11 protein-coding genes and 1 pseudogene are annotated in these 11,895 nt (G+C 70.3%); 9 read left to right on the top strand and 3 right to left on the bottom strand.

Annotated elements, in window-relative coordinates; translation table 11 throughout:
- Positions 1–339 (bottom strand): annotated as a pseudogene (locus AC067M_RS09750) (zf-HC2 domain-containing protein); the annotation flags it as partial.
- The gene (locus AC067M_RS09745) at positions 336–881 is read right to left on the bottom strand and encodes an RNA polymerase sigma factor (protein WP_478696474.1); all 546 of its coding nucleotides are present in this window, start codon (positions 879–881) and stop codon (positions 336–338) included. The gene AC067M_RS09745 and the pseudogene AC067M_RS09750, both read right to left, overlap by 4 nt.
- Before the next feature lie 117 nt (positions 882–998).
- Here AC067M_RS09745 and AC067M_RS09740 point away from each other — a divergent pair, with 117 nt between their 5' ends.
- The 9 genes from AC067M_RS09740 (at position 999) to pstB (ending at position 10,762) form a co-directional block, all read left to right on the top strand.
- Positions 999–1,406 (top strand): GntR family transcriptional regulator, encoded by a 408-nt coding sequence (locus AC067M_RS09740; RefSeq protein WP_478696473.1) that lies wholly within the window; start codon positions 999–1,001, stop codon positions 1,404–1,406.
- Positions 1,403–2,182, top strand: a complete 780-nt coding sequence (locus AC067M_RS09735) for an ATP-binding cassette domain-containing protein (protein WP_478696472.1) — start codon at positions 1,403–1,405, stop codon at positions 2,180–2,182. The genes AC067M_RS09740 and AC067M_RS09735 overlap by 4 nt, the downstream gene beginning before the upstream one ends.
- 71 nt (positions 2,183–2,253) lie before the next feature.
- On the top strand, positions 2,254–4,608 hold the full coding sequence (locus tag AC067M_RS09730; RefSeq protein ID WP_478696471.1) for an RNA degradosome polyphosphate kinase: 2,355 nt from the start codon (positions 2,254–2,256) through the stop codon (positions 4,606–4,608).
- The gene (locus AC067M_RS09725) at positions 4,589–5,791 is read left to right on the top strand and encodes a CHAD domain-containing protein (RefSeq protein ID WP_478696470.1); all 1,203 of its coding nucleotides are present in this window, start codon (positions 4,589–4,591) and stop codon (positions 5,789–5,791) included. Before AC067M_RS09730 ends, AC067M_RS09725 begins: the two co-directional genes overlap by 20 nt.
- 169 nt (positions 5,792–5,960) lie before the next feature.
- Positions 5,961–6,383 (top strand): NUDIX hydrolase, encoded by a 423-nt coding sequence (locus AC067M_RS09720; protein ID WP_478696469.1) that lies wholly within the window; start codon positions 5,961–5,963, stop codon positions 6,381–6,383.
- Positions 6,384–6,609: 226 nt separating this feature from the next.
- The gene (pstS, locus tag AC067M_RS09715) at positions 6,610–7,740 is read left to right on the top strand and encodes a phosphate ABC transporter substrate-binding protein PstS (RefSeq protein WP_478696468.1); all 1,131 of its coding nucleotides are present in this window, start codon (positions 6,610–6,612) and stop codon (positions 7,738–7,740) included.
- Positions 7,741–7,873: 133 nt separating this feature from the next.
- Entirely contained in the window at positions 7,874–8,881 is a 1,008-nt protein-coding gene (pstC, locus tag AC067M_RS09710) for a phosphate ABC transporter permease subunit PstC (RefSeq protein ID WP_478696467.1), read from the top strand.
- Positions 8,878–9,939 carry a phosphate ABC transporter permease PstA gene (gene pstA / locus AC067M_RS09705; RefSeq protein ID WP_478696466.1) on the top strand — a complete coding sequence of 354 codons (1,062 nt, stop codon included), beginning with the start codon at positions 8,878–8,880 and terminating at the stop codon, positions 9,937–9,939. The genes pstC and pstA overlap by 4 nt, the downstream gene beginning before the upstream one ends.
- Before the next feature lie 46 nt (positions 9,940–9,985).
- Positions 9,986–10,762 (top strand): phosphate ABC transporter ATP-binding protein PstB, encoded by a 777-nt coding sequence (pstB, locus tag AC067M_RS09700; protein WP_478696465.1) that lies wholly within the window; start codon positions 9,986–9,988, stop codon positions 10,760–10,762.
- Positions 10,763–10,896: 134 nt separating this feature from the next.
- Here pstB and AC067M_RS09695 read toward each other — a convergent pair whose 3' ends face one another.
- Complete coding sequence (locus AC067M_RS09695; RefSeq protein ID WP_478696464.1) at positions 10,897–11,895, bottom strand: inorganic phosphate transporter; 999 nt, start codon at positions 11,893–11,895, stop codon at positions 10,897–10,899.

The following is an 11,895-nucleotide window of genomic DNA, read 5'->3' as shown; positions in this document are numbered from 1 at the left end:
AAAGGCGCACACCGCAAGCGGGGGGGTGGCGAGAAAGAACACACCCACAAGCGCAAGGGGGCGGCGCAGCCCCGGTGCGGGGCCCCCCACCCCCGCGCCCCCCCCCCCCCCCCCGAGCCGCACCAGCAGCCCCTCCAGCAGTCCGGGCCGCGGCGCGTCCAGCTCGGCGTCGAGCCGCTCCCAGCCGGCGTCCAGCGCGGCGGGGTCGCCGACAGCCGCGAGCCGGGCCCGGCACTCGGCGCACGCACTGAGATGCGTGTCGGCCGACCAGAGCATCGGCGGCGCCAACTCACCCTGGACATAGGCGCGCAGGTCGTCTTCAGCCACATGCCATGTCATGCCAGCGCCTCTCGCAGTTGCTTGCGGGCACGCTGGGCCCGCGTCTTGACCGTGCCGGGGGGAATACCGAGCAGGACGGCTGCCTCCCGGGTGGTGAGCCCGTCGATGACCGTCGCCTGGAGGACGGCCCGCAGCTCCGGCGAGAGCCTTATGAGGGCGCCCGCGAGATCTCCGTGCTCCACCCCCGCGAGCACGCGTTCCTCCGCGGACGCCTCGTCCCGGTGGCGCAGTCGCGCCAGGGCCTGCCGCAGCCGGCCGCGCGCGCCGTCGCCACGCAGGGCGTCGATCAGGCGCCGCGATCCGATGCGCCACAGCCACCCGGCCACATCGCCCTCCTCGTGGTAGCGAGCGGTGCCGCGCCACACCGCGAGGAACGTCTCCTGGACGACGTCGTCGACCACTCCGGCGTCCGAACAGCGGCTGCGCATGCGTGCGGTCAGCCACGGCGCATACCGCCGGTACAGCTCCTCGAAGGCGTGACGGTCCCCGTCCGCCGCGACGGACCGCAGCAGCTCCCCGTCACTTCTCGTCGTTGCGCTCACAACCCCTCATCGGACGAGCCCCGCCGATCGGTTCACGGATCCGCGAAGAGTTTTTCTTGACATGCCCGCACCTCTTGCCCCCCTTTCACTACTCAATTAGTGAAAGGGGGGTTGTCGATGGTCGAGTACCGCATCGACCGGCACAGCGGCGTGGCCGCCTACGTCCAGATCGTCCAGCAGACCAAGCAGGCCCTGCGCCTGGGCCTGCTGGAACCCGGCGACAAGCTTCCCACCGCCCGCGAGGTCGTCGAGGCCACCGCCATCAACCCGAACACCGTGCTGAAGGCGTACCGCGAACTGGAGCGGGAGGGGCTGGTCGAGGCGCGCAGGGGGCTCGGCACCTTCGTGCGGGGTTCGCTGAGCACCGCCCCCGCCGACTCGCCCCTGCGGGCCGAGCTCGAAGAGTGGGCGTCGCGTGCCCGCGAGGCCGGGCTGGACCGGGACGACGTGGCCGCACTCTTCACTGCCGTACTCGACGAACGCTTCACCGTTCCCGAAACGCACTCCCAGGGGGACCCCGCATGACCGACACGCCCACCGGCCTGGCCGGCCTGGCCGACCGCCGGGCCGCCGACACGGCCCTGGAGGCGACCGCCCTCGGCAAACGCTTCGGCCGCCGCGGGAAGCAGGCGCTGCGCGACTGCACGTTCCGCGTCCCCGTCGGCCGGGTCTGCGCGATCGTCGGCCCGAACGGAGCGGGCAAGTCCACGCTCCTCGCCCTGGCCACGGGTCTGCTGGCGCCCACCGAGGGCACGGTCACCGTCCTCGGCACGACCCCGGCGGCGGCTCGCCCGCGCGTGGGCTACGTCGCCCAGGACAAGCCGCTCTACCCGCAGCTCACGGTCGCCGAGACGCTGCGCATGGGCGCCGAGCTCAACCCCGGGCGCTGGGACGCGGCCACCGCCGACCGGATCGTCTCCGCGGGCGACCTCGCCCCGAAGAGCCGCGTCCGCTCGCTCTCCGGCGGCCAGCGCACGCGCGTGGCGCTCGCGCCGGCGGCCAGCGCAGGCGCGTGGCGCTCGCCCTGGCTCTCGGCAAGCGCCCCGAACCTTCTGGCCCCTGCACCTCGCGGAGACGGGCATCGTCCTGGTCGTCGCCACAGTGGCCGCCGTCGCCGCCTTCGCCCTCCTGCGTCGCTGCACGGCCTGACCCCGGGCGCCCGAACCCGCGTACGTCCCTCAGGGGGGAGGGACGTACGCGCCCCTGCGGCAGCCCCGGCGAGCGCTGCCCCGGGAGGCACGCCCGGAAGACCGCTCCACGCGCGCTCACAGCCCCCTCCACGCGCGCGTGGACCCCGGTGAGCCGTCCCCCGATATCCCGAACGCCATGTCTCCGTAACCGCCGGTTCAGACGGGCTTGCGACGCTCAGCCAATGAACCCCGCCGTGCCCGAGCCCTCGCCGCCCCCGGAGGGGAAGCGCCCCGACGGAACCGCCGCGCTCCCGCCCGCACGTTCCGACGCGCCCGTCTCGCTGCTGGCGCGGAAGAATGGGTCCATGAGCCAGCAGAACACCCGGGCAGAGGTCCAGCACGCACAGCCCTCCGTGGGCTCCATCGCCGCGCACCGTCCGCACACCGTCTCGGCCGCGGTCTCCGACCTGGAACCCGACATCGACGCCGACCTCGACGCGTACGAGGAGCGGCAGCACGAGGGGCTCCAGCTGCCGCAGGGTCGTTTCCTCGACCGGGAGCGAAGCTGGCTGGCGTTCAACGAGCGCGTCCTCGAACTCGCCGAGGACCCCAACACCCCCCTCCTCGAACGAGCGAACTTCCTCGCGATCTTCGCCAGCAACCTGGACGAGTTCTTCATGGTCCGGGTGGCCGGTCTGAAGCGCCGTATCGCCACCGGCGTCGCCACCCGGTCCGCCTCCGGCCTGCAGCCGAACCAGGTGCTGGAGATGATCTGGGCCCGCTCCCGTGAGCTGATGGCCCGGCACGCCGCCTGCTACCACGAGGACATCGCCCCCGCGCTCGCGGAGGAGGGCATCCACCTGGTCCGCTGGAGCGAGCTGACCGAGAAGGAGCAGGCCCGCCTCTTCACGCTCTTCCGGCACCAGATCTTCCCGGTCCTCACCCCGCTGGCCGTCGACCCCGCGCACCCCTTCCCGTACATCTCGGGTCTCTCGCTCAACCTCGCGGTCCGCGTGAAGAACCCCGTCACCGGCCACACGCACTTCGCGCGCGTCAAGGTGCCGCCGCTGCTGTCGCGCTTCCTGGAGAGCTCCCCCGGCCGCTTCGTCCCCGTCGAGGACGTCATCGGCGCCCACCTGGAGGAGCTGTTCCCGGGGATGGAGGTGCTCGAGCACCACGCCTTCCGGCTCACCCGCAACGAGGACCTCGAGGTCGAGGAGGACGACGCGGAGAACCTGCTCCAGGCGCTGGAGAAGGAGCTCATGCGGCGCCGCTTCGGGCCCCCGGTGCGCCTGGAGGTGGAGGAGTCGATCGACCGCGAGGTCCTCGACCTGCTGGTGCGGGAACTGAAGATCAGCGAGGCGGAGGTGTACCCGCTGCCGGGTCCGCTGGACCTCACGGGTCTCTTCCGTATCGCCTCCCTGGACCGGCCGGAGCTGAAGTACACCAAGTTCGTCGCCGGCACCCACCGTGACCTCGCCGAGGTGGAGTCGGCGTCCGCGCCGGACATCTTCGCCGCGCTGCGCACCCGGGACGTGCTCCTGCACCACCCGTACGACTCGTTCTCGACGTCGGTGCAGGCGTTCCTGGAGCAGGCGGCCGGCGACCCGGACGTCCTCGCGATCAAGCAGACCCTGTACCGGACCTCCGGCGACTCCCCCATAGTCGACGCCCTCATCGACGCGGCCGAGTCGGGCAAGCAGGTCCTCGTTCTGGTCGAGATCAAGGCCCGCTTCGACGAGCACGCCAACATCAAGTGGGCGCGCAAGCTGGAGGAGGCCGGCTGCCACGTCGTCTACGGCCTCGTCGGCCTGAAGACCCACTGCAAGCTGTCCCTCGTGGTGCGCCAGGAGGGCGAGACGCTACGGCGCTACAGCCACGTCGGCACCGGCAACTACCACCCGAAGACGGCCCGCCTCTACGAGGACCTGGGCCTGCTGACGGCGGACCCGCAGGTCGGCGCGGACCTCTCGGACCTGTTCAACCGCCTCTCCGGCTACTCGCGCCGGGAGACCTACCGCCGGCTGCTGGTCGCCCCCAAGTCGCTGCGTGACGGCCTGATCGCCCGGATCGACAAGGAGGTCCAGCACCACCGTGCCGGACGTCCCGCGTTCGTCCGCATCAAGGTCAACTCGATGGTCGACGAGGCGCTCATCGACGCCCTGTACCGCGCGTCCCAGGCGGGCGTGCCGGTGGACGTCTGGGTGCGCGGCATCTGCGCGCTGCGCCCCGGTGTCCCCGGTCTGTCCGAGAACATGCGCGTACGGTCCATCCTCGGCCGCTTCCTGGAGCACTCCCGCGTCTTCGGCTTCGGCAACGGCGGTGAGCCCGAGGTGTGGATCGGAAGCGCCGACATGATGCACCGCAACCTCGACCGCCGTATAGAGGCCCTGGTGCGGGTCACCGACCCGGCTCACCGGGCGGCCCTCAACCGGTTGCTGGAGACCGGCATGTCCGACGGCACGGCGTCCTGGCACCTGGGGCCGGACGGCGAGTGGACCCGGCACGCGACCGACGCGGACGGCCAGCCCCTGCGCAACGTCCAGGAGATGCTCATAGACGCCCGGAGGCGCCGGCGTGGCACAGCAACACCTTGACCCGACGGACCCCACGACGGGGCCGGTGACCGGGGACGCCCTCGCGGGCTACCTCCGGGCACAGGCCACGGAGTTCCTCCGCGCGCTGCGGCTGCACCGGGAGACCGGGGGCGCGAGCGGCGCGGAGGGGGCCGCCGACGCGGCGCTCGCCCTGCGCCGCTCGGCCCGTCGTATCAGCGCCAGCCTGCACACCTTCCGCCCTCTGCTGGATGCCGAATGGTCGGAGGAGATGCGTCCCGAGCTGGCCTGGCTCTCGGGCACTCTGGCCCTGGAGCACGCCTGCGAGGCCCGTCTGGAGCGCCTGCTGCTGGCCCTGCACCGGCTGTCGGGGGCGGGCGTGCTGCCGGCCCGGACGGACGGGGCTGCGGGGCGTCGCGCCGCGAGCCCCGCCGGCGCGGTCGAGAAGAGCCGCGCGAACGGAGTGGCCCTGGGCAGTCGTTCCGCCGGGACGCGGGGGGCGGCCCCCGAAGCGGAGCGCGTCGAGCGCTCCCGGGGGCGGGTGGGCACGGCAGCCCCGGAAACCGCCGGTCCCCCCAGCGCGCCGGCCACCCCCGAACGCGGCAACCTCACCGTGGGCGCCGCCAAGGCGGGCGCCCTGCTGGAGCGCCAGCTCACCCTCGCCCGGACCCGGGCCCACTCCACCGCCCTGCAGGCGCTGGGCTCCAGCCGGTTCCACGCGGTCGCCGACAAGGTCGCCTTACTGGCCAGCGAGGTCCCCCTGACCGCCGCCGCCACCCCCGCCGACCTGCGCCCGCTCGCCAGGGCCGCGCAGGAACGCCTCACCGACGCGGTCACCGCCCTGCCCCTGGTGACCGCCGGCCACCCCTACAACGCGGAGGCCCTGATCCACGGCCTGTCGCCGGACCCCGCCCCGCATCCACAGGACGCGCCCTGGCACCAGGTCCGCCTGCTGCTGCGCCTGCACCGCTACGCCCTGGAGGTCCTGCGCCGCGGCAACTCCACCATGGACGTACGTCTGCTGGCCGCGGGCCAGGCCCTCAACCGCCACCGGGACGCCTCGGAGGCGGCGGCCGCCGCGGCGCAGGCCGCCCGGACCCCGCGTATCGCCCCGGCGACGGCGTACGCGCTGGGCGTGCTCCACGCGGACCAGCGGCACGAGGTGGAGGCGGCGAGATTCGCGTTCCAACGTGCCTGGGAGAACAACGCGGTCCGCACCAGCTGAAGAAGCCCCGTCTGAAGAAGATCCGTCTGACGAAGTCCGCCCGAGGAAGCCCGTCCGAAGAAGCCCGTCCGAAGAAGCCCGTCCGAAGAACAGCGCTGAAGAAGTCACCGATCCGACGGAAGCACCGATCTCAAGGCAACACCGATCCCCACAAAGGCGGTGAACCCCGGTGATCCACACGAACGACCCCACCGTGCGGGCGGCCGGCTGCGTCCTGTGGCGCCGCTCCCCGGTCGACGGCGAGCTGGAGGTCTGCCTCGTCCACCGGCCGAAATACGACGACTGGTCGCACCCCAAGGGCAAGCTGAAGCGGGGTGAGGATCCTCTTGCGGGGGCGCTGCGGGAGGTGGGGGAGGAGACTGGTTACCGGGCTGCGCCCGGAGCGGAGCTACGAACCGTCCACTACGTCGCGAACGGCCGACCGAAGCAGGTCCGGTACTGGGCGGCCGAGGCCCTGGAAGGCGAGTTCTCCCCGGACAGCGAGGTGGACCGCATCCTGTGGCTGCCGCCGATGGCGGCGCGGGCCAGACTCACCCAGCCGAGGGACCGCACCCTCGTGGACGAGCTGCTGCACCAACTGCACCTGACATAGTCCCGGGATCGCGCCGTGTCCTCGACGTAAGCGTTCCGTGACCTAACCACACCGTCTACAGGGGTTCACCCCCCGTTCATTTACGGCCTTCGGCGCCTTCATCTGATCTGCCTAATTTCGGCCTTACGCGGTGCGGACCGCACCCCTCAGGACGCGTCCGCACAACACAGACTTTCTCGCACGCCGCCGAATTCAGGACGGCGGCTCCTGGAAGGATCTCCCTCAAGTGAAGCTTCAGCGCATGAACCGGCGGGCCCTCTCCCTCGGTGCTCTCGCCGTCTCCGGCGCCCTGGCCCTCACGGCGTGCGGTTCCGACGACACCGGCGGCAAGAGCAGCGGCGGCAGCGCCGCGGCCTCCGCCCCCGCCGGCAACATCAAGTGCGACGACGCCAAGGGCCAGCTGCTCGCGGACGGCTCGTCCGCGCAGAAGAACGCGATCGACGCCTGGGTCAAGGCCTTCACGCAGGCCTGTAACGGCGTCCAGATCAACTACAAGGGCGGCGGCTCCGGGGCCGGCGTCACCGCGTTCACCCAGGGTCAGGTCGCCTTCGCCGGTTCGGACTCCGCGCTGAAGCCCGAAGAGGTCAAGGCCTCCAAGAGCATCTGCAAGGGCGGTCAGGGCATCGACCTGCCGATGGTCGGTGGCCCGATCGCCGTCGCGTACAAGCTGGACGGTGTCGACAACCTGGTCCTGGACGCCCCGACGATCGCCAAGATCTTCAGCGGCCAGATCAAGAAGTGGAACGACCCGCAGATCGCGAAGCTGAACCCCAAGGCGAAGCTGCCCGACCTGAAGATCCAGGCGTTCCACCGCTCGGACGAGTCCGGCACCACGGACAACTTCACCAAGTACCTGATCGCCACCACCCCGGACAACTGGAAGTACGAGGGCGGCAAGGCCTGGACCGCCCCCGGCGGCCAGTCCGCGTCCGGCTCCTCCGGTGTCGCCCAGGGCGTGAAGCAGACCAACGGCGCGATCGGCTACATGGAGCTGTCGTACGCCAAGGACGGTCTGTCCACGGTCGCCATCGACACGGGCGCCTCCGCCCCGGTCGCGGCCTCCTCCGACGGTGCCACCAAGGCCATCGCGGACGCCAAGGTCGTCGGCACCGGCAGCGACCTGTCGCTGAAGCTGAACTACACGACCAAGGCCGACGGCGCCTACCCGATCACCCTGGTCACCTACGAGATCGTCTGCGACAAGGGCAACAAGGCCGACACGCTGCCCGCGACGAAGGCGTTCCTGCGCTACATCGCCAGCGAGGACGGCCAGGGTGTCCTCTCCGGCATCAACTACGCCCCCATCCCCGCCGAAATCAACGCCAAGGTCCGCACCGCCATCGAGGGCCTGAGCTGATCTGAAGGTGTGGTCCGATCCCGGCAACGGGATCGGACCGCACCGTCCGGTGCACCGCCGCCAGGGGCCGCACTCATGTTCCGGCCCCGCCCGAGCCGCTCGAGACGAGCGACTCCGCAGACCGGAGAACCCGATGGACATATCGACACAGAAACCACAGTCCCCTCCCCCACCCCCGCAGCTGTCCGACACCGAGCAGAAACGCGCGGCACGCGGCGCCACCCGACCCGGTGACCGGATCTTCCTCGGTCTCACCCGCGGGTCGGGCATTCTGCTGCTGGTGATCATGGCCGCGATCGCGGTCTTCCTCACCTACCGGGCCTCCCTCGCCATCAGCAAGGACGAGGGCAACTTCCTGACGACGTTCGAGTGGAACACCGGCGCCGTCCCGCCGGTCTTCGGCATCGCCGTCCTGGCGTTCGGCACGGTCGTGTCCTCGATCATCGCCATGGTGATCGCGGTCCCGATCGCCGTCGCCATCGCGCTCTTCCTCACGCACTACGCCCCGCGCAAGCTGAGCGGTCCCATCGCCTACGTGATCGACCTGCTCGCCGCGGTGCCGTCCATCGTGTATGGCCTCTGGGGCGCGCTGATCCTCGTACCGCACATGAACGGCCTGTTCGGCTGGCTGAACGACTACCTCGGCTGGACCGGCGTCTTCTCGTGGGAAGAGGGTCCCGCGCGCTCGATGCTCACCGTGGGCATCCTGCTGGCGATCATGATCCTGCCGATCATCACCAACGTCAGCCGCGAGGTCTTCCGCCAGGTCCCGCAGATGCACGAGGAGGCGGCCCTCGCCCTCGGCGCCACCCGTTGGGAAGTGGTCCGCATGGCGGTCCTGCCCTTCGGCCGCTCCGGTGTGATCTCCGCGTCGATGCTCGGCCTCGGCCGCGCGCTCGGCGAGACGATGGCCGTCGCCACCGTGCTCTCCCCGAGCTTCATCATCCAGTCCAGCCTGCTCGACCCGGGCGGCGGCACCTTCGCCCAGAACATCGCCAGCAAGTTCAATGAGGCGACGCCGTTCGGCCGGGACGCACTGATCGCGTCCGGTCTGGTCCTGTTCGTCATCACCCTGCTGGTCAACGGCGCGGCCCGCGCGATCATCGCCCGCCGCAAGGAGTACTCGGGGGCCAACGCATGAGCAACGCACTTGTCGCCGACAAGCGCCCCAGCACCCTGCGCGGCGCCAGCCTGCCGAAGTGGTCCCCCTGGGCCATCGCCGCCGGTTCGATCGCCCTCGGCCTCGGCATCAGCGCCGCGGCCGGGCTGCACAGCAGCGTCCAGTGGGCCCTGATCGCCGGGATCATCTTCGTCCTCGGCACGTACGGCATCGCCGCGCGTGTCGAGGGCCGCCGCCAGGCGAAGGACCGCATCGCGACCGCCCTCGTCTGGGTCGCCTTCCTGCTCGCCGTCGTCCCGCTGGTCTCCCTGCTCTGGACCACCGTCCAGCGCGGTGTGAAGGTCCTCGACGTCTACTTCCTGACCCACTCCATGGGTGTGGTCGCCGACTCCGAGACGGGCGGCGGCATCTACCACGCCATCCTCGGCACCCTGGAGCAGGTCGGCCTCGCCACCCTGATGGGCGCCCCGATCGGCGTGCTCACGGCGATCTACCTGGTGGAGTACGGGCGCGGCAACCTCGCCCGGGCCGTCACGTTCTTCGTCGACGTGATGACCGGCATCCCGTCGATCGTCGCGGGTCTGTTCATCCTCAGCATCATGCTGATGTTCGACATGCAGCCCTTCGGCTTCGCCGGCTCCCTCGCCCTGGCGATCCTGATGATGCCCGTCGTGGTCCGCTCCACTGAGGAGATGCTCAAGCTCGTACCCAACGAGCTGCGCGAGGCGTCCCTCGCGCTGGGCGTCCCGAAGTGGCGCACGATCCTGAAGGTGGTCCTGCCGACCTCCATCGGCGGCATCACCACCGGCATCATGCTGTCGATCGCCCGTATCGCCGGTGAGACCGCGCCCGTCCTGCTGCTCGTCTTCGGCAACCCGTTCATCAACGCCAACCCCTTCGAGGGTGCGCAGGCGTCGCTGCCGCTGTACATCTACCAGCAGTACGCGCAGAGCGCGGGTTCGACGGCGGCGTACGACCGTGCCTGGGCGGCGTCCCTCACGCTGATCGCCTTCGTGATGATCCTCAACATGGTGGCCCGCGGCATCGCCCGCTGGAAGGCCCCGAAGACCGGTCGCTGACGCGGCCATTCAGCGACCGATCTGAATTTCTGGAAGTGACGTAAACATGGCCAAGCGAATCGACGTAAGCGGACTCACCGCCTACTACGGCTCCCACAAGGCGATCGAGGACATCTCGATGACCGTCGAGCCCCGCTCGGTGACGGCCTTCATCGGCCCCTCCGGCTGCGGCAAGTCGACGTTCCTGCGCACGCTCAACCGTATGCACGAGGTCACCTCGGGCGGCCGCGTCGAGGGCAAGGTGCTCCTCGACGACGAGGACCTCTACGGCGCCGGCATCGACCCGGTGTCCGTACGCCGCGAGGTCGGCATGGTCTTCCAGCGCCCGAACCCGTTCCCCACGATGTCGATCTACGACAACGTGGCGGCGGGCCTGCGCCTGAACGGCAACTACAAGAAGAGCGAGCTGGGCGACATCGTCGAGCGGTCACTCAAGGGCGCGAACCTCTGGAACGAGGTGAAGGACCGCCTGAACAAGCCGGGGTCCGGCCTGTCCGGCGGTCAGCAGCAGCGCCTGTGCATCGCCCGCGCGATCGCGGTCGAGCCGAACGTGCTGCTGATGGACGAGCCCTGCTCCGCCCTGGACCCGATCTCCACCCTCGCCATCGAGGACCTGATCGGTGAGCTGAAGGAGCGCTTCACGATCGTCATCGTGACGCACAACATGCAGCAGGCGGCGCGTGTCTCGGACCGCACGGCGTTCTTCAACCTCGCCGCCGTCGGCCAGCCCGGCAAGCTCATCGAGATCGACGACACGGAGCGCATCTTCTCCAACCCGTCGGTCCAGGCCACGGAGGACTACATCTCCGGCCGCTTCGGCTGAGCCGACCTGCCGCTTCGGCTGAGCCGACCCGGCGCCAGACCCCTCGCGGTGCTGCATGGCGGTGCCACCGCGAGGCAGAAAAAGGGCCCGCCCCCTGGCTCCCGGGGGGCGGGCCCGTCTCGTACCGGCGACTGCTACAGGAACAGCACGTTCACGATCCAGAAGGACACCGCGGCCACGATCGCCGCCGCCGGCATGGTGATGAACCACCCGAGGACGATGTTCTTCGCCACACCCCACCGCACGGCGTTGACCCGCTTGGTCGCGCCCACGCCCATGATCGCCGAGGTGATGACATGGGTCGTGGAGATCGGAGCCTTGAACAGGAACGCCGTGGTGAACATGATCGACGCACCGGTCGTCTCCGCCGCGAATCCCTGCGGCGGGTCCAGCTCGATGATCTTCCGTCCGAGCGTCCGCATGATCCGCCAACCGCCCGCGTAGGTGCCGAGCGACAGCATCACGGCGCACACGATCTTGACCCACACCGGGATCGGGTCGCCGTACGTCTCGACATCGGCGATGACCAGCGCCATCACCACGATGCCCATCGTCTTCTGGGCGTCCTGCAGACCATGCCCGAGCGCCATGCCGGCCGCTGACACGGTCTGGGCTATGCGGAAGCCCCTCTTGGCCTTGTGGGGGTTGGCCTTCCGGAAGATCCACAGGATCGCCGTCATGACCAGGTAACCGACGCCCAGGCCGACGATCGGCGAGACGAACATGGGGATGACGACCTTCTCCAGCACCCCGCTCCAGTACACCGTCGTCCCGCCCGCGAGCGCGGCGCCCACCATGCCGCCGAACAGCGCGTGGGAGGACGACGACGGCAGCCCGAAGTACCAGGTGATGAGGTTCCACGTGATCGCGCCGACCAGTGCCGCGAAGAGGATGCCCATCCCCTTCGACCCTTGGGGCGTCTCGATCAGGCCCTCACTGACGGTCTTGGCGACGCCGGACCCCAGGAAGGCACCTGCGAGGTTCATCACAGCGGCCATCGCGAGCGCCGCGCGCGGGGTCAGCGCCCGCGTCGAGACCGATGTGGCGATCGCGTTCGCCGAGTCGTGGAAGCCGTTGGTGTACGTGAAGAAGAGCGCGACGCCTACGGTCGCGACCAGTGCGAAGGTGTCCAT

The organism is Streptomyces sp. NPDC043427 (assembly GCF_056436655.1).
Note: the sequence above shows the minus strand (reverse complement) of the source record. Positions and strands in the feature narration are given on the sequence as shown.